The sequence below is a fragment of the Bacteroides sp. 44_46 genome (assembly GCF_001915465.1).
Taxonomy (GTDB): Bacteria; Bacteroidota; Bacteroidia; order Bacteroidales; family Bacteroidaceae; genus Bacteroides; species Bacteroides clarus.
The window spans coordinates 93,769-113,065 of the sequence record NZ_MNQO01000020.1; the positions used below are offsets into that span (position 1 = coordinate 93,769).

Below are 19,297 nucleotides of genomic sequence, written 5' to 3' on the forward strand. Positions count from 1 at the left end.
ATGAAAAACATCCTGAAAAACGCAGAGAAGGCCGAAGAGCTGCTGAAACTGACCTCGGACACCATGATTTTATTGGACAGGAACGGCATCTGCGTGGATATCGCAGTGTACAACGTAGACATGTGGTTCCTGAAAGAAGACCGGTTGCTGGGCAAGAACATACTCCGGTTGCTTCCCCCAGTCACCTACCGGCAGGTATACCCCGAGTTCAAGAAAGTACTTACGCGCAGGGAAGTCTCCAGCCGGAACTACGAGCTGGCCATCGGCGACACCACCTACTTCTTCAAGTGCATCATGCGCCCCTACGAAGATATGGTGCTCTGCCAATACCGTGACATCACCGAGCGAAGCCAGCGCAAACTGAAACTGGAAAAGACGAATCGCGAACTCAACGAAATACAGAAAGCCGCCCTCATCGGCAGATGGCAATACGACTCCGGCAAGAAATCCTTCTGCTACACCGGACACTCCGGCGTGATGTGTACCGAAGAGGAGCAGGAAATCCTGCTCGAAGACTACAAGACGCACATACTGCCCGAAGACAGGGAAGTATTCGGCAAATGGCTGATACAGAACCTGCAAGGAGATATGGAAGCCAGCATAGACTATCGCATCCATTTCCGGAAGCGGGTGTTCTATATCCGCCTGAAAACCTTCTCATACGAGAAACAACCCGACGGAAACATCCTTCTGGAAGGGTACATACAAAACATCACCGACATCCAGCAGCGGCGCAACGACATCAACCTGCTGACACACGCCATCAACAACTCCACCGAAGACATCTTCGCCGCCCACGAGGACGGTACGCTCGTCTTTGCCAACCGCCGCTTCCGGGAGCATCACAACATCGGCGTGGCGGACGACATCAGCGAACTGAACATCTACCGGATAGACATGAATACGCCGGGCGGAAACTTCTGGCAGGGACTGCTCCACTCCCTCAAAAAGGGAGAAAAACGCAGCGGTTTCGTCCTCTACAATCCCCTGCCCGACCATCCCGAAGTACTGGCCATGGAAGGAAGCGCCTATTGGGTGACGAGCGACAAAGGCGAAGCCATTCTCTGGGGTTTCGGCCGGGACATCACCCAGCGCATCAAGAATGAGCAGCAAATCAAGCGGTTCAGTCAGATTCTGGACAAGACCATCGAGAATCTTCCCGCCGGCATCGTGGTAAAAGACATCCGAAGCGGCTTTAAATACCTGTACCGCAACCGCGAATCGTACAACCGCAACATTCCTCTGAAAGAAGCGCTGGGCAAGGACGACTTCGACTTCTACCCCTTCGACGTCGCACAGGAAAAGAGAACGCAGGACATCGAAATAGCCCGAACCGGAGTAGAGAAACACTGGATTACCGAGGAACACGACCAAAACGGCAAGTCCATCTTTCTGGACAAACGGAAGATACGCATCGAAAGCGACGACTTCCCCCCTATCCTGCTGAGCATCGAATGGGACATCACCGAAATGGAACGGATGAAGCGGGAACTGCTCGTGGCCAAAGAGAAAGCGGAGACTTCCGACCAATTGAAGTCGGCTTTCCTTGCCAACATGAGCCACGAGATACGCACCCCGCTCAATGCCATCGTAGGTTTCTCCAGAATCATCGCCGAAAGTACCGATGCCGAAGAACGCAAAAACTACTACGACATCGTGGAAGCCAACAACGAAAGGCTCCTGCAACTGATAAACGAAATTCTGGACCTCTCCAAGATTGAGGCCGGCATGGTAGAGTTCACCATTGCTCCGATGCGTCTACATCTGCTCTGCAACGAGATATACAACGCGCTGAAATTCCGTTGTCCGATGGGAGTAGAATTGGTCTACGAGGCTTCGGACGAGGATATTGTCATCGAGGGAGACAAGAACCGTATTTTCCAGGTGGTGTCCAACCTTATCGGCAATGCCTTCAAATTTACCACAAACGGCAGCGTCAGTTACGGATACCGCCGCAAAGGAAACGAAATAGAGTTCCACGTCAGCGACACCGGCATCGGCATCGAAGCCGACAAACTGTCAAAGGTCTTCGAACGCTTTGTGAAGGTGAATAATTTTGCGCAAGGTACGGGACTGGGATTGTCCATCTGCAAAACCATTATCGAACGGTTGGGCGGCACCATATCCGTCAGCTCGGAAATGGGAAAAGGGACGACTTTCCTCTTTACCCTGCCTCTGTCGGAGAATAAAAAAGAAGCGGCAGCCAAACAAAAAGAAACGACAGACGGACAAAAAGGAACGGCAGACGGACAAAAAGAAACGGCAGGCGAACAAAACAAGACGTCCGGAACAAACTTGAACGCATCCGGCAATACAGAAAAGAGCGATACGGTTTCCGACTCCCGTGAAGAGCCGCAAGAGCTTCAAGAACCTCAAGAGCCCGAAGCCTCTAAAGCCCCCACCATACTGATAGCCGAAGATACGGACAGCAACTACGTCCTCGTCAAAGCCATTTTAGGAAAGCTATACCGCCTGGAACGCGCCAAAGACGGTATGGAAGCCGTAACCATGTTCGAGGAACTGCATCCTGAATTGATTCTGATGGATATGAAAATGCCCAATCTCGGCGGATTGGACGCAACGAAAATCATTCGTGAGCTTTCGCCAAAGACACCCATCATCGCCCTCACCGCCTATGCCTACGAGCACGACAAACAGGCCGCGATTGACGCGGGATGCAATGACTTCCTGACAAAGCCCTATACGCAAGAAGTTCTGAAAGAAATGATAAAGAAATATTTAAAGTAGGAAAGCATACGCCAACGCCCGGATAAGGCTTACATCCTGTCATTCAGAGGAGCGTAGCGACGAAGAATCCCCTCTCTTTATCGATGTGAAGAGAAGAGATTCCTCGCTCCGTTCCGAATAACAACCGCTACGCGAAGATATCGCTTCGCTGGATGTACGCTATCACGTCTCCCTTATTGACGTTAGCGCCCTGCCGGGCACATACTTCGACAACACGGCCTGTAAATCCGGTCATTACCTTTTCGTACTCGCCCCACGGCGTAGAGAGATAGCAGAACACCTCGTCGTGCTGATACTTACGCCCGATAAACGGCGCCGAAGACGGACCTTCCACGGAAACTTCCCAAAGCACCTGCCCCTTGGACGGCGCAATAACGGGGTCTGCTTTGGCGCGTTTCAGCTTCTTTATCTCCTCTTCCGAGTATCCGCTCTTTGCCATAGAAGCATCCTTTACACGCTCCAACTCATCACGGAAACGTTTCTTGGCAACACCCGACTTATAATCGCGGTATTGGCGGTCGTGCATAGCCAGTTCAAAAAGCTCCTCATCATCCTCACCATATTCCCAGCCGTTCTCGTCCATTTCCTTGCGGTAATCGTCCAAAGCGTCCGGATAGTTGGATTGCGGGTCTGTGTCGACAAACTCGTAACCTTTGGACTTGGCAAGCTCTATGATTTCGGGAGCCAGCTCACCCGGCAGACGTCCGCTCTTGCCCAGAATCATGTCCCAGGTATGATTATCGATCATCGTCCAGCGTTCTTCTCCTTTCACCAGTTGCATTACGTTCATCAGCGCCACGTTCTTCACGTACTGGCTGAACGGAGTTACCAAAGGCGGATAGCCCAGCTTAGGCCATACATATTCCACTTCGTCGAAAAGCATCACCAGCAGGTCGTCTATGCTGAGTTCGGGCTGGTTCTTGCCTTTCAGTATCATGTTGATGCCGGAATGTACACCTTTCAAGTCCGCCATCATGGAGCCCATCATACCGCCCGGAAGCCCGCACTTCAAGAGCAGGGACGACATATGCTTGTTGGTGGGGTCCATAAAATAACCGAGGAAGTCGTCTATGAACTCCTGCGTCATGGCGCGCGCTTTCATATAGGCCTTCATATTGATGTCGGGCACCCGGAAACCCTTGTCGCGCAGCATGGCCTGTACGGAAATAACGTCCGGATGCACCTTTCCCCACGACATGGGTTCCATGGCCACATCTATGATATCGGCTCCGTTTTCGCATACCTCGAGGATGGAAGCCATTGAAAGCCCCGGTCCGCTATGGCCGTGATACTGTATCAGCACGTCGGGATGTTTCTCCTTGATGGCTTTCGTCAGTTCGCCCAGCATACCCGGACGGCCGATGCCCGCCATGTCCTTCAAGCAGATTTCGGGCGCTCCCGCCTCAATAAGTTTGTCGGCTATACGGGCGTAGTACTCCACCGTATGTACGGGCGAATGAGTGATACAGAGCGTTGCCTGCGGTATCATGCCCGCTTCGAGCGCATAGCGGATGGAAGGGATGATGTTGCGCGTTTCATTCAGTCCGCAGAAGATACGGGTGATATCCACGCCTTGCGCATGCTTCACCTTGTACATCAGCCGGCGCACATCGGCGGGAACGGGATACATACGCAGCGCATTCAGTCCGCGGTCGAGCATGTGGGTCTGTATGCCCGCATCGTTGAAAGGCTTGGTAAAGGCGCGGACTGCCTTGTTAGGGTTCTCACCATAGAGAAGGTTCACTTGCTCGAAAGCTCCGCCGTTGGTCTCGACACGTGCAAAGCAGCCCATTTCGATTATCAACGGTGCGATACGTACCAACTGGTCTACTCGCGGCTGGTATTTACCGGACGACTGCCACATATCGCGGTAAACAAGACTGAATTTGATTTCTTTTTTCATTGTAATAGGTAATTAGCTATTTGGTCACTCGGTTAACTTGATACATACAAATATAAAGGATTATTCTGACATATAGTCAAAATAACCCCATAATTATTCACTCAAAAGATATGTTTTATATCATTTGGTAAATTGAGAATTGAGAATTAAAAATTGAGAAATAGAGAACGAACATCGCGCAGCCTATTTCTCAATTTTTAATTCTCAATTCTCAATTTACTAAATGAAGTCTTTCAACTCTTCCTGTAATTTCTGTCTTGTAAAGAAGATGCGGCTTTTTACTGTTCCGAGGGGGAGTCCGAGGCGTTCGGCTATTTCGCGGTATTTAAATCCGGAGACATGCATGGAGAAGGGTACTTTATAATCACGTGGCAATGAATTGACGATGCGGTGCATTTCTTTCAGGTCGTAGGCGCCTTCGGTGCTGGCGAAGCCGGAATCCTGCGGCATGCTCAGATGATACAGATTATCGGTCTGGTCTACGAAAGTCTGTTCACGAACTATCTTCCGGTAGTTATTTATAAAGATGTTACGCATAATGGTATACATCCAACCTTTAAAGTTGGTATCAGGTTCATATTTATCCTCATTATCCAAGGCTTTAAGAGAGGTCTCCTGCAACAAATCATTCGCTTCTTCCCGATCGGCCGTCAATTTGTATGCAAAGCGAAGCAGTTCTTCTTGCACGGCAAGTAAATCTTTTCTAAAACTGTAAGTGTTCATACTTTGCTAATTTTTTTAAATGGTTAATATTCGTTTCGGTTTAGTGATTGCAAGTATACGGAAGTTTCCAAGTCTTGAGGGATGAAATACGGGTATTCTTTGGGGTGAAAACTATCATTTGACAGATTTCACCCCCTATTTTGACAGTTTTCGGGTGAAGCGAAGCGGCTGAAATTCAGCAGGAAGTACAATTTCACCGCTGATTTATGACAATTATTACCATAAGATAAACAAAAAGATGTCTACGGAAAGGGCGCATCAGAGGGAATAATTAAAATGTGTCTGCCTGTAATGAAAGCGGAACATCATTACAGGCAGACACATCTATCGGAGAAAAACGGGCGAAGTCAATTTTCTTTCCCTTGCTCCTCTCCGTCGTTGCCCGACAGTATGGGCAGACAAATCTTATATTTCACAGCCAGAATACGGGTGATGAACACGGATATTCCGCCTATCACCTGACAGCCGTAAGACTGCATGCCGGCAAGTTCGCAAAGCCAATACACCGTACCGCCCACCACACACGCCATCGCATAAATCTCCTTACGGAATATGAGCGGTATCTCGTTGATAAAGACATCGCGTATCACGCCGCCCGCCGCTCCGGTAATGCTGCCCATGATGATGGCCACCCAAAAAGGATAGCCCAGCGCAAGGCTCTTGCCCACGCCCACCACCGTAAACAGCGCCAGACCGATTGTGTCGAATATAAAGAACGTATTGTGCAGATGGATAAGATGCTTTCCGAAGAAGATGACCCACAGCAACGCCAGTCCGGTACATATCAGATAAATGGGGTCGGTCATCCAGCCGGGGGTCACATCCAGCAGCAGGTCGCGTATCGTACCGCCGCCGATGGCCGTCACGAAGCCCACCACATAGGCTCCGAACCAGTCGAAACGTTTCGCCGAAGCCAGCCGTATGCCGCTGATGGCGAAAGCGAATGTACCAATGAAGTCGAGTATCTGAACAAATGTTGGCATGAGGGCATTTCTTTTTCTGCAAAGTAACAAATAATTTCCCTAAGAAAGTGTATTTTTGTCTCATCAATTTATATCGGCAATGAAAATAACCATCGTATCGGGCGCACGTCCCAACTTTATGAAGATCGCCCCCCTCTGCCGCGCCATCGACGCAGCCAGAGAGGCAGGCAAGAACATCTCCTACCGCATAGTGTACACCGGAGCACAGGACGACACCACCCTGGACGCCTCGCTCTTCTCCGACCTTGCCATGCGCAAGCCCGACGCCTACCTGGGCATCGGCGGACGCGACCACTCCCAAGTGGCGGCCGCCATCATGCTGGCCTTCGAGCAGGAGCTCAACGAACACCCCGCCCGGGTGGTGCTCGTGGTGGACGACATGACCGCCACCATGAGTTGCGCCATCGTAGCCAAGAAGCGCGGGCTGAAAGTGGCGCACGTCATAGCCGGAACCCGCTCGTTCGACATGAATATGCCGCGTGAGGTCAACCGTACGATTGTAGACGCCATCTCCGACTATCTCTTCACCGCCGGCATGGTAGCCAACCGCAACCTCAACCAAGAAGGCATGATACCCGAATACATCCATTACGTAGGCAATATCCTCATCGATACCATCCGCTACAACCGCCACCGCCTTGTACAGCCGCTCTGGTTCTCCAGCCTCGGACTGCGCAAGGGCGGCTATCTCCTGCTCACCCTGAACCGCCACGACCTGCTGGAAAAGAAAGCCGTGCTCGGCTCCCTGATGCAGACGCTGGCCGGGAAAGCAGGCGACATGCCCATCGTAGCCCCCGTGCATCCGTACGTGGAGCGCGCCATCAAGTCATTGGGGCTCGACATGCCCCGGCTGCACATCCTGCCGCCCCAGAGCTACCTGCACTTCGGCTTCCTCATCAACCAGGCCAAAGGCATCGTGACCGACTCCGGCAACATAGCCGAAGAAGCCACCTTCCTCGACGTGCCCTGCATCACGCTCAACACCTACGCCGAGCATCCCGAAACCTGGCGCATCGGAACCAACGAACTCGTAGGCGAGAACTCCTTCGCCCTCTCCGCCGCCCTCGACAAGCTGCTGCACGGCGAATGGAAGCACACCACCCTGCCCGACCGCTGGGACGGACGTACCGCCGAGCGCATCGTACAGACGCTGATAAACGGAGAGAAAATATAGAAATCGTCCGGAAAATCATCCCGCCACATGAGCCGGCTCATCCCGTGAGATGAATTTATCCATTCCGCAAGACGGATTATTTCGCCCCGTAAGACGAATCCGCTTGTTTTACGAGGCGATTTTTGGTATATAAAAAAGGGTATGGTCATTAGCTGCCATACCCACACTAAACACAGTACAATAAAAGAAAAATAGTTTAAGTCAGTCTGTTATTATGTTTCTGTAATCAGAATTTGTAACCTACCGAGAGAGCGATAGACATATTCTTCGGAGAATCTTTGCCCCAATCCATCACTTCCGTCAGACCGAACAGGAAGTCCAGGCCGACCAGGTACTTGCCGAATTCGGCGCCCACGCCGAAGCCCAAACCGAAGTCGAAGCGTTTGGCGTCCCAGCCTTCACCGGTATCCTCGTCGTATTTGAAAATCTTTTCGCCGTCGCATTTGCCGCCCAGACCAAAGCCCAGATACGGACCCACCTTACCGACGATGTTTATGCTTTCAGTCACCGGAAAACGGCCTGCCGCCATGATAGGAATCTGCAAATAGGTAGGTTTGAACTTTTCGGACTCTCCGCCACCGTAATCAAATTTGGCTCCGTTACCCACAATCATCAACGACGGCTGGACAGACCACATATCGGTAAAAGCATATTCCATGCCCACACCCAGCTGATAGCCCACTTTCATGTCGGCCCCCTCGCCACCGGTCAATTTACTCATATTAATACCTGCTTTCGCATTCCAAGAGATTTGCGCAAAGGTTACAGTAGACACCATTGCAACCAAAACCAATACAAATAACTTTTTCATAATACAATATATTTTGTGATTTGATAAGACAAATGTATTCAATTGTATAAAAAACTCAAAACGCCGATTCGCCCCATCGTCACTATCCTGGGCAAATCCCGTTCTATTCTGTCAATATTAACAAACAAGAGGGGGAAATAAAGTGAGAAAACGCCCGAACGGCGGCCTCACCCTCTTAAACATCCCTCTCATTCTTTAAAATATATTTGCTTCTTGATTAACAGTAAATTGTTAACTTTGCGGCTTGATTATGAAACGTATGAAACGAATATATAGCATTACCCTCATCCTCTTGCTTTTACTATTCGCCTCTGCCGGCGCATCAGCACAGATAAGAGGCGTTATAACGGACTCCCTCACCCACGAACCGCTGATGTATATCACCGTACAATACGAAGGAAAAGGCGTAGGCGGCATCTCCAACGCTGACGGAGAATACCAGGTGGAGACACGTAAAGGCTGGGATGAACTGACCTTCTCCGCCATAGGCTACATCACCAAGAAAGTGAAGTTCGCCCCCGGCACGAAAGTACTCAACGTAAAGCTGACACCCGCCGACGTGATGCTTTCCGAAGTCGTCGTCAAGCCCAAGAAAGAGAAGTACTCGCGCAAGAACAACCCCGCCGTGGAGTTCATGAAGAAGGTCATCGAGAACAAGAAAGCCCTGAAGCTCGAGGAGAACGACTACTACCAGTACCAGAAATACGAGAAGATGAAGATGTCCATCAACGACGTCACGCCGGAGAAAATGGAGAAAGGCATCTACAAGAAATTCTCTTTCTTCAAAGACCAGGTGGAAGTGTCGCCCAAGACCAACAAGATGATTCTGCCCATCTCCATCAAGGAGACGGCTTCCAAGACCATCTACCGCAAAAGTCCCAAGAGCGAGAAAACCATCATCGAGGGAATGAACTCCAACGGTATCGAAGAATTCTTCAATACGGGCGATATGCTGGGCACCATCCTCACCGACGTGTTCTCCGACGTCAACATCTACGACGACGATATCCGCCTGCTGCAACGCCGCTTCGTCAGCCCTATCGGACGCGGAGCCATCAGCTTCTATAAGTTCTACCTGATGGACACCCTCATGGTGGACAAGCAGGAATGCGTGCACCTCACCTTCGTGCCCCAGAACTCGCAGGACTTCGGCTTCACCGGACACCTGTACGTGGTGAAAGACTCCACCTACGCCGTAAAGAAAGCCATCATGAACCTGCCCAAGAAGACAGGCGTCAACTTCGTGGAGAACCTCGACATCGTGCAGCAGTTCGAGCAACTGCCCGACGGCAACTGGGTACTCACCGACGACGACATGACCGTGGAGCTCGCCCTGATGAAAGGCATACAAGGCCTGGAAGTGCAGCGCACCACCAAGTACAGCGACTACAAATTCGATGAGATAGAACCCCGCCTGTTCCGCCTGAAAGGAAACGTCATCAAAGAAGCCAACATGCTTGCCAAAAGCGACGAATACTGGGCTAAAGTACGCCAGGTGCCGCTCACCAAGAAAGAGAGCTCCATGGACGTGTTCATGAACCGCATCGAACAGATACCGGGCTTCAAATACGTCATATTCGGTGCAAAGGCGCTCATCGAGAACTTCGTGGAGACGGGCAGCAAGAAGCATCCCAGCAAGTTCGACTTCGGTCCCATCAACACCATGATTACCAGCAACTACGTGAACGGCACCCGTTTCCGTCTCAGCGGCATGACCACCGGCAACCTGCATCCGCACTGGAGCTTCAGCGGTTACGGAGCCTACGGTACGCGCGACAAGAAATGGTTCTACTCCGGACAGGCCGCCTACTCTTTCAACAAGCGCGAGTACGTCCTTTGGGAGTTCCCCAAGCATTACCTCGCCTTCCAGTACACCTACGACGTGATGTCTCCCATGGACAAGTACCTGGCCACGGACAAGGACAATATGTTCGTCGGCTGGAAATGGACTACCGTAGACCAGATGTCGTACATGCGCGACGCCACCCTGACCTACGAGCTCGAAACCCAATCCGGCTTCTCCGTCAAGGCAATGGCGCGCCACCGCAACGACCAGCCCGCCGGTATGCTGCAATACTGGAAGAACAACGGCTCCACCCCCGGCGAATGGGACGAGAAGAACACCCTGGTGCACGACGTCACCACCACCGAGCTGGGACTGACGCTACGTTACGCCCCCGGTGAGACGTTCGTCAACACCAAGCAGCGCCGTGTACCCGTATCGCTGGATGCGCCCACGTTCACCCTCTCTCACACCGTCGGCCTGAAAGGCGTGCTTGGGGGCGAATACAACTTCAACCTTACGGAAGCCAGCATCCGCAAACGTTTCTGGTTCGGTTCGTGGGGTAAGCTGGACGTCACCGCCCGTGCCGGCGCGCAATGGAACACCGTGCCCTTCCCGTTGCTGAACCTGCCGATGGCGAACCTCTCGTACATCACCCAGAACAACGAATCGTTCAACCTCATCAACAACATGGAGTTCCTGAACGACCGCTACGCCTCACTCGCCCTCAGCTACGACATGAACGGAAAGCTCTTCAACCGCATCCCCCTCATCAAGAAGCTGAAGTGGAGAGAGATGTTCCGCATCCGAGGCATGTGGGGCACACTGACGGACAAGAACAACCCGTACAAAAGCGGCAACCCCGACCTCTTCCTCTTCCCGATGCGCGATGGCATGCCCACCAGCCATATCATGAGCAATACCCCCTACGTCGAAGCCAGCGTAGGTATCTACAACATCTTCAAGCTGCTGCACATAGAATATGTGCGCCGCCTCACCTACACCGACATTCCCGGCGTGAAGAAAGGCGGAGTGAGGTTTATGATATTGATGATATTTTAGGAGTTATGAGTTATAAGTTATGAGTTATTTGGGGGGGATATGAAGGAAAGTATATTGAAAGAGAAAGCCATGGATTTTGCGATACGCATTGTCAATCTATATCATTTTCTGAATGATAAAAAGCAGGAAAAGGTTATGGCGAAACAGATATTACGGAGCGGCACCTCTATTGGAGCAAACATCAGTGAAGGGATATATGCAGAGTCCACAGCCGATTTCATTCATAAACATGCCATTGCCCAAAAAGAGTGTGCAGAAACCCTATATTGGCTTGAACTATTGAAAAGAACCCAATATATCGACCCGAAGCAATATGACTCTTTATACCAAGATTGCAACGAACTACATAAAATGATAACCTCTACCATCATAACTTCCAAGAAATCCCATCCAACCAAATAACTCATAACTTATAACTCATAACTCATACCATGCAACCATTAGCAGAACGGCTTAGGCCAAAGACATTAGACGAGTACATCGGTCAGAAACATCTGGTAGGACAAGGAGCGGTACTGCGCAAGATGATTGATGCGGGACGCATCTCCTCGTTCATCCTATGGGGCCCGCCGGGAGTGGGCAAGACGACGCTTGCACAGATTATAGCCAACAAGCTGGAAACTCCGTTCTACACCCTCAGCGCTGTGACCAGCGGCGTAAAGGACGTACGCGACGTGATAGACCGCGCCAAGAACAACCGCTTCTTCTCGCAGGCAAGCCCGATACTGTTCATCGATGAAATACACCGTTTCAGCAAGTCGCAGCAAGACTCCCTGCTCGGCGCTGTGGAACAGGGAACGGTGACGCTGATAGGCGCTACCACGGAGAACCCCTCGTTCGAGGTAATCCGTCCGCTGCTCTCCCGTTGCCAGCTCTACGTACTGAAATCACTGGAGAAAGACGACCTGCTGGAACTGCTCCGGCGCGCCATAACCACGGATGTCCAGCTGAAAGAGCGCCGGATAGAGCTCAAGGAGACAACCGCCATGCTCCGTTACAGTGGCGGCGATGCCCGCAAACTGCTTAATATCCTCGACCTCGTCGTGCAGTCCGAAGCCGGCGACCCCGTTGTCATTACCGACGAGATGGTGACCGAGCGCCTTCAGCAGAACCCCCTCGCCTACGACAAAGACGGAGAGATGCACTACGACATCATCTCCGCCTTCATCAAGTCCATCCGCGGCAGCGACCCCGACGGAGCCATCTACTGGCTGGCACGCATGGTAGAGGGCGGTGAAGACCCCGCTTTCATAGCCCGCCGTCTCGTCATTTCCGCTTCCGAGGACATCGGACTGGCGAACCCCAACGCCCTGCTGCTGGCCAATGCCTGCTTCGACACCATCATGAAAGTAGGCTGGCCTGAAGGACGCATCCCGTTGGCGGAGACTACCATCTACCTCGCCACCAGTCCCAAGAGCAACTCCGCCTACATGGCCATCAACGACGCCCTCGAACTGGTGCGGCAGACAGGCAACCTGCCCGTTCCCCTGCACCTGCGCAACGCCCCCACCAAACTGATGAAACAGCTCGGTTACGGCGGCAACTATAAATACGCCCACGACTATCCCGGCAATTTCGTCCGCCAGCAGTTCCTGCCCGACGACCTGAAAGACCGCCGCATCTGGCATCCTCAGGACAATCCCGCCGAACAGAAGCATAAGGAAAGGATGGACAGTTTGTGGGGAAAGCGAAATGACACCCCCACCCCCATAACTCATAACTCATAACTCATAACTTATAACCCCATGAAAATAATAGCATTAGACGGCTACGCCGCCAACCCCGGAGACCTCTCCTGGGACGAACTGAAAAGCCTGGGCGAATGTACCATTTACGAACGTACCGCCCCCACCGAAGTACTTGAACGTGCAGCCGGAGCAGATATCCTGCTGACGAACAAAGTCGTGCTCGATGCGGCGACCATCGCATCCCTGCCCGACCTGAAATACATCGGCGTACTTGCCACCGGATACAACATCGTCGATACCGCCGCTGCCAAAGAGCGGGGCATCATCGTTACCAATATCCCGGCATACAGCACCCCGTCCGTCGCGCAAATGGTCTTCGCGCACATCCTCAACATCGCCCAGCAGGTGCAGCACTACACCGACGAGATACGCAAAGGCCGTTGGAGCGACAGTCCCGATTTCTGCTTCTGGGACACTCCGCTCATCGAACTGCGCGGTAAGAAAATCGGTATCATCGGCCTCGGACAAACCGGTTACAACACCGCCCGCATCGCCATCGGCTTCGGCATGGAAGTACATGCGTACACATCCAAATCGCCTTTCCAGCTTCCCCCCGAAATCAAGAAAACGGAGCTCGACGAACTCTTTGCCAACTGCGACATCATCAGCCTGCACTGCCCCCTCACCGACTCCACCCGCGAACTGATTAACGCCGTCCGCCTGAAACAGATGAAGCCCAACGCGATTCTCATCAACACCGGACGCGGCCCGCTTATCAACGAGCAAGACCTTGCCGATGCCCTGAACAACGGCACCATCTTCGCCGCCGGGCTGGACGTACTCTCGCAAGAGCCGCCCCGTGCCGACAACCCGCTGCTCACCGCCAGAAACTGTTACATCACCCCGCACATCGCCTGGGCAAGCGCCGCCGCCCGCGAACGCCTCATGCAAATCATGCTGGATAATGTAAAAGCCTTCTTAGACGGAAAACCGATTAATTCAGTAATAAAATAACCGACAGAAGAGTAAGCGTCAAAGCTCCGGCAGTCCCGTCTCCGGAGCTTCCGACGCCCTTATAAGTCACCGGTGCCGACCATGGGAAAAGCCGCCGTCAAAAGCCTGTTTCATCTGATACTGACAGCCGCCACATTCGTGCTGGCCGCCGTCACCATCCTCGCGTCCCGTTCCGGACATTACCATCCGGAAAGCTCCACCGTCATGCCCTTGCTGGGACTTGCCGTACCGGTATTGCTGGTCTCCTGCCTGATTGTCTCCCTCTGCTGGGCAGTGGCACGCAAGAAATGGGCGTTCGTCACGCTGATAGCTTTCTTCTTCAATTGGGAGTACCTCACGGCCGTTATCCGGTTCGGTTCCGCCCGTGACATACCCGCCACGGCATCGGCACCGAACCGCCAGGGCAAACCCGGCGGTTACCTCACCGTAGCCACCTACAACGTTCATAACTTCGGAAACGAAATCACCGGCTACTCCTGCAAAGAGATAGCCAGGTACATGCGGCAACAGCACGTCGATGTACTCTGCTTTCAGGAATTCGGCGGAAACGAACACTTCACGGCAGACAGCCTGCGTCGCGCCCTTTCCCACTGGCAATACGCCCTTATCCCCGCAGACGACTCCATCCGCGGCCTTCTCCCCATCGCCGTATTCAGCCGCTACCCGCTCACCGGCGGACGCTTCATCACCTACCCCCACAGCTCCAATTGCAGCATGCTGTGCGACATCGTTGCGGGTACGGACACCATCCGTCTGCTGAACAACCACCTGCAAACTACCGGCGTCAGCCGGAACCGTAAAAAATGGGAACGCGAACTCACCACCGACAATACCCGCCGTGAAGCGCAAGCCGTACAGGACGCGGCGGAAACCCTGCATGAAAACTTCGTGAAACGTGCCGCCCAAACCGACAGTATCTGTCACCTCGCCATTGCCGCCCCTCACCCCATACTGGTGTGCGGCGACTTCAACTCCCTACCCTCATCCTACACCTACCGCCGGCTCTCCGGATTCCTCGAAGACGGCTTCAAGACGGGCGGACACGGCTATATGTACACCTACCGTTACGGCAAGCGCATGCTGCGTATCGACTACGCCTTCCATTCACCCGAACTGGAATGCATCGACTACTACTCTCCCGATCTGGATTTATGCAGCGACCACAATCCGGTGATATTCACGGTGAAGCGTTAAAAAACAAAAGATTACCACTAAAGAAAGGAAAACATCAAAAGAAGAACGTACAAACAATTACTTTTCAGAAGCCCAATTTTCAATTCGGATATTCTCCACTCTATCAAGATGCTTTACATTTTCCGTCACCATGACAGCATCAATAGCAACAGCCGTAGCACCAATAAAAAGGTCTATATCATCAATTAAAGTACCTTTCCTTCTCAGCCTTGCTTTCTGAGAAGCATATTCAGATACGGCGACAGCGATAGGAATGACTTCCATATCCGCACAAAAGGATAATACCTCTTTTATATTTTCCGCTACGGAATTACTGCATTCCGCACCATACAACAGTTCCGCAACGGTCATTTCCGAAATGCAACAATTATGCCAGCCAACTCTCCGCAACTGTTCACACATTCCTTTTTGACCTCTAAGGATATAAATGCAAATATTACTGTCGAGCAAATATTTAGGTACCCTATCCATCTCAATCAAAATTCAATGGAGCCTTTACGCTTTTCCGGCCTTCATACATATCCTTTATGATTTTGTCCGTACTGCGTTCATCTTTCCATTTACCCATATGTTTTTCTATCATATCTTGCGTCTTATCCCTATGGGTAACTTTACCGGCCACAACAGAAGCCGTAAGGCGTGTAGCCAAACGCAATTTTATATCATCACTCAACGATTTCAACATTTCCCAATACGTATCGGTTATTTTCAATGCATCATCCATACCATTCTGTTTTTAGCCATTCGTTTTCTATTCATCCGACAGGATAAAACAAAAGTAACTGATTAATTATACCTATACAAATAAATCGCGAACAAAATCAAAATACCATCCTACTCTGCCATACCGTATTTCCTCTTACGCTCAAGCTACAACTAAAAAAAGATAGAGCCGCCCCGGTCTCCCGGAACAGCTCTACCATAAAAATAAACATAAAATAAAATATCCTTAGAACGTCAAGCGGACACCTACCTGAGCGTGCCAGCGTGAAGAAACATCGCTCTTGGTGATTTCAGACTTGTTGTAGATATAGTTAGGAGTGGTCTGGCCGTTTACCGTTGTCAGTTTCGTAACGGAAATCGGTGAGAGGTTGTAGAGCGAGCCGTAGGTTGCTCCCCACTTCTTATTCAGCATATTGGCGAAGTTGATGATGTCGAAAGTAAATTCCAGCTTACCCAAACCCTTAGGATTATAGATGGTTTGAGCCAGGTGGAGATTGATTTCGTGCTCCCACTTGGTGAGGTTGGAGTTACGTTCGGCATACTGTCCGCGGTGGTTCTTGGCGTAAGCGTCGTCCTCAATCCACTGTTTGAAAGCCTGGCGGCTCTCTTCGGCGGTCATGGTCACTTCTCCCTTCTTGTTTGTAGCATCCACAAATTCCATCTTGTTCAGTTCTTCGTCGGTCGGGATGTACAGCAGGGAGTTACCCTTTTGTCCGTCGCCGTTGAAGTCGGACGTTTCGTTCATGGTCAGGCTGTAACGGTTTCCGGAGAATCCGTTGTAGATGACAGAGATAGAAGTACTCATCCAGTTGTTCCAGTATTTCGGAGTGGTGTAAGCTACCTGAGCCATTACACGGTGCGGAATATCGAATTTGGAGAAACCGAGTTCGTTGCCGCTGTTGGTATCACGGGAGTAGTTGTACTTCCAGTTGGAGTAAGCTACGGAAGAAGTACCGTCGTTCACAGACTTGGAGTGTCCGAACGTATAAGAAGCCGACATGTCGAGACCGAATCCGAAGTGTTTCTCCAGCAAGGCTGAAAGAGCGTAGCTGTAACCCTTGTTCGTATTCTTCAGGTTGATGATGGAGTAATAATCACCGGCCTGCACCTTATAAGCGGGAGAAGCGGAAGCCTCTACACCCGGAACGGCGTACACCTGTCCGTTTTCCACCAGAGCGAGGTTTTCAAAGAACACGTTGTTCATGGTCTTGGAGTAAACACCCTCAAGAGTCATTTTCACGTTACCCGGCAGGAATTGCTCCCAAGCCAGATTGGCACGCAACACTTGCGGATACTTGAACTTCTTGTCGGTAGTCACGATATCCTGCTTCATGCTACCCGTGGCGGCAGACAGCGGATTATCCTTGTATTCGCCCAGTGAAGGAGCCTCGTTGGTATCGTTCTTGCCCGACGCGTCCTTAGGCTGGAGAGTAGTACCCTTCTGCTCCATACCCGTATTGTTGAACGAGTTGCTGAGCCATACGAACGGTACACGTCCGGTAAAGATACCCACACCGCCGCGGATAAGCGTGCGATGCTCCTCGTCGGTGTACCAGCTGAAGCCTACACGCGGTGAAACCATCAGCTTGGCGCTCGGAGTCTCGCCTACGCGCACACCCATGTTGCGTTCGGCAGCGAAGTCATTGAAAGCGGAGTTTACGGTAGGTTTGTTGAACAGCAGGGGAATATCGAAACGGATACCGTAAGTGAAGTTGAAGTCTCTCGACACCACCCACTTGTCCTGAGCGTAGAAACCGAACTGTCCGGCTTTCATTACAGGGGCGTATTTCAAGTCACCGCCTGTCATGTCGGGGTCGCTATACTTATACGTAAACTTGTAAGGCTTGTCTTGCAGGAAGTAATCCAAAGAGTTGTAGTACCACGCGCCTTCCGAAGCCTGGATAAACAAGTTGCTGATTTTGTAGATTTCATTGTGAGTACCGAAAGTCAGGGTATGGTTGCCGAGATACCAGGAGAGGTTGTCCTCGAAGCTGTATACATCCTGATCCAGTCTGTTGGCGCCGGAAGAGAATTCCGTACCGATGTTGGCTGTAATCTTCGTTTCACCGTCACCGCCTACCACATTGCTGATTTGCACACAAGGGCCTGCATATTCCGTATCGCGGAAGTCGCGAACGAACGTGCCCGATGCACGAAGCTCGTTGTAGAGGTTATCGCTCAGGCGGGAGTTCAACTCGGCCACTACCGAATTCATCTTGTTGTTCATGCGGTAACCGCTGTTGCCGAAGTAGTAAGTGGTGGAGTTGGCTCCGTACACATCTTTATAAGAGTTGTTGTGCTGGTAGCGTACGGCGAGTTTATGCTTTTCGCTGATGTTCCAGTCCACACGCGCCAAGAGGCCGAAAGATTTCTGTTCGATGTCACGTTCGCCGTAAGCCTCTTCGATACCGGTCAGATTCTTGTACTGGTCGGCAATCTGCTTGGCGGTGGCGCTGGTGATATAGTTAGAGGTATAGCCCGGGTAAGTGCTTGAAGGATAGCTGTTCTTCTTGCCTTCCGCGCTGACGAAGTAGAACAGTTTGTTCTTGATGATGGCGCCGCCCAGCGTACCGCCGTAAGTACGGTCGAACTGCTGAGACATCGGCGACTTCTCGTAGCCGCGTACGGCGCTATACTTGCCATACATGTTCTGGTTGTTGAAATAGGTGTAAGCCGAACCGTGAGTTTCGTTCGTACCCTGCTTGGTGATGGCGTTGATGCCGCCGCCCGTAAATCCGCTCTGGCGGACGTCGTAGGGGGCTACCACCACCTGAATTTCCTGAATGGCGTCCATGGAGATGGGATTGGCGCCTGTCTGAGCGCCGTTCGTACCGCCGGCAGAGAGGCCGAATACGTCGTTGGCTACCGTACCGTCGATTTGGAAGCTGTTGTAGCGGTTGTTGGAGCCAACAAACGTGATACCGCCGTTTTTGGAAGTCATGGCCAGCGGGCTGTTCTTCACGATGTCGTAGATGTTGCGGTCTACGGTCGGGGTATTCTCGATGGCGTTTGCGGAGAAGTTGGTGGCAGCGCCGCTTTTGGTCTTGGCGTCGGCTACGACTACCACTTCATCCAGCAACTCCGAGCTGGGGTGCAGTTTTACGTTCTGTGTGTAAGTGTTACCCAATTCCAGCATGATGCCGGTAAACGCCGCGCTCTGATAACCTACATAAGACACTGTAAGCTTGTACGGGCCGCCCGTACGCATACCCTGAATGGTATAGCGTCCGTCCACGTTGGTGATGGCGCCGTACTGTGTACCAGAGGGCTCATGAACAGCAACAATCGTCGCTCCGATCACTGTTTCATTCTGTTCGTCGGTCACCTTGCCGCTGATGGCGGAAGTGGTAACCTGCGCATTTACGCCCGCAGCTGCCAGAACCAGCATCAGCGTAAAAATAAGTCTTAGTCTTTTTAACATAATTGTTTTTAATTAGTTTCGTAAAATGTTATATTTCTGAAAACATTGGCAAAGATAAGCAAAATAATAT

At 51.6% G+C, this 19,297-nt stretch carries 14 protein-coding genes; 7 read left to right on the top strand and 7 right to left on the bottom strand.

What is annotated here, in order from left to right; genetic code table 11:
• Entirely contained in the window at nucleotides 1-2,748 is a 2,748-nt protein-coding gene (locus tag BHV73_RS12900; RefSeq protein ID WP_255379879.1) for a hybrid sensor histidine kinase/response regulator, read from the top strand.
• Between the two features lie 127 nt (nucleotides 2,749-2,875).
• Here the strand turns inward: BHV73_RS12900 and BHV73_RS12905 are convergent, their stop codons facing one another.
• The 3 genes from BHV73_RS12905 to BHV73_RS12915 form a co-directional block, all read right to left on the bottom strand.
• Nucleotides 2,876-4,651, bottom strand: coding sequence for a hydroxymethylglutaryl-CoA lyase-like TIM-barrel protein (locus BHV73_RS12905; RefSeq protein WP_087411830.1), 1,776 nt, complete (start codon nucleotides 4,649-4,651; stop codon nucleotides 2,876-2,878).
• A gap of 219 nt (nucleotides 4,652-4,870) precedes the next feature.
• Nucleotides 4,871-5,374, bottom strand: a complete 504-nt coding sequence (locus tag BHV73_RS12910) for an RNA polymerase sigma factor (protein WP_005653557.1) — start codon at nucleotides 5,372-5,374, stop codon at nucleotides 4,871-4,873.
• A gap of 347 nt (nucleotides 5,375-5,721) precedes the next feature.
• A complete protein-coding gene (locus tag BHV73_RS12915; protein ID WP_009121217.1) occupies nucleotides 5,722-6,357 on the bottom strand; it encodes a trimeric intracellular cation channel family protein in 636 nt (211 codons plus the stop codon).
• Nucleotides 6,358-6,436: 79 nt separating this feature from the next.
• Between BHV73_RS12915 and BHV73_RS12920 the strand changes: the two genes are divergently transcribed.
• Complete coding sequence (locus tag BHV73_RS12920; protein WP_087411829.1) at nucleotides 6,437-7,531, top strand: UDP-N-acetyl glucosamine 2-epimerase; 1,095 nt, start codon at nucleotides 6,437-6,439, stop codon at nucleotides 7,529-7,531.
• Nucleotides 7,532-7,757: 226 nt separating this feature from the next.
• Here the strand turns inward: BHV73_RS12920 and BHV73_RS12925 are convergent, their stop codons facing one another.
• Nucleotides 7,758-8,342, bottom strand: coding sequence for a porin family protein (locus tag BHV73_RS12925; RefSeq protein WP_022218035.1), 585 nt, complete (start codon nucleotides 8,340-8,342; stop codon nucleotides 7,758-7,760).
• 259 nt (nucleotides 8,343-8,601) lie between these two features.
• On the opposite strand from BHV73_RS12925, the gene BHV73_RS12930 reads away from it, so the two are divergent.
• From BHV73_RS12930 to BHV73_RS12950, 5 genes are all read left to right on the top strand, one after another.
• Nucleotides 8,602-11,187, top strand: coding sequence for a DUF5686 and carboxypeptidase-like regulatory domain-containing protein (locus BHV73_RS12930; protein WP_087411828.1), 2,586 nt, complete (start codon nucleotides 8,602-8,604; stop codon nucleotides 11,185-11,187).
• A 39-nt stretch (nucleotides 11,188-11,226) separates the two neighbouring features.
• Nucleotides 11,227-11,589, top strand: coding sequence for a four helix bundle protein (locus tag BHV73_RS12935; protein WP_087411827.1), 363 nt, complete (start codon nucleotides 11,227-11,229; stop codon nucleotides 11,587-11,589).
• 29 nt (nucleotides 11,590-11,618) lie between these two features.
• Nucleotides 11,619-12,914 (top strand): replication-associated recombination protein A, encoded by a 1,296-nt coding sequence (locus BHV73_RS12940; protein ID WP_286738498.1) that lies wholly within the window; start codon nucleotides 11,619-11,621, stop codon nucleotides 12,912-12,914.
• 18 nt (nucleotides 12,915-12,932) lie between these two features.
• Complete coding sequence (locus tag BHV73_RS12945) at nucleotides 12,933-13,889, top strand: D-2-hydroxyacid dehydrogenase (protein WP_286738499.1); 957 nt, start codon at nucleotides 12,933-12,935, stop codon at nucleotides 13,887-13,889.
• 81 nt (nucleotides 13,890-13,970) lie between these two features.
• Nucleotides 13,971-15,083 (top strand): endonuclease/exonuclease/phosphatase family protein, encoded by a 1,113-nt coding sequence (locus tag BHV73_RS12950; RefSeq protein ID WP_286738501.1) that lies wholly within the window; start codon nucleotides 13,971-13,973, stop codon nucleotides 15,081-15,083.
• A gap of 57 nt (nucleotides 15,084-15,140) precedes the next feature.
• On the opposite strand, the gene BHV73_RS12955 is transcribed toward BHV73_RS12950, so the two are convergent.
• The 3 genes from BHV73_RS12955 to BHV73_RS12965 form a co-directional block, all read right to left on the bottom strand.
• Nucleotides 15,141-15,554 carry a type II toxin-antitoxin system VapC family toxin gene (locus BHV73_RS12955; RefSeq protein ID WP_286738705.1) on the bottom strand — a complete coding sequence of 138 codons (414 nt, stop codon included), beginning with the start codon at nucleotides 15,552-15,554 and terminating at the stop codon, nucleotides 15,141-15,143.
• A 1-nt stretch (nucleotide 15,555) separates the two neighbouring features.
• Complete coding sequence (locus tag BHV73_RS12960) at nucleotides 15,556-15,807, bottom strand: hypothetical protein (RefSeq protein ID WP_087411823.1); 252 nt, start codon at nucleotides 15,805-15,807, stop codon at nucleotides 15,556-15,558.
• 225 nt (nucleotides 15,808-16,032) lie between these two features.
• Nucleotides 16,033-19,227, bottom strand: coding sequence for a TonB-dependent receptor (locus BHV73_RS12965; RefSeq protein ID WP_286738502.1), 3,195 nt, complete (start codon nucleotides 19,225-19,227; stop codon nucleotides 16,033-16,035).
• Nucleotides 19,228-19,297: the final 70 nt, after the last annotated feature.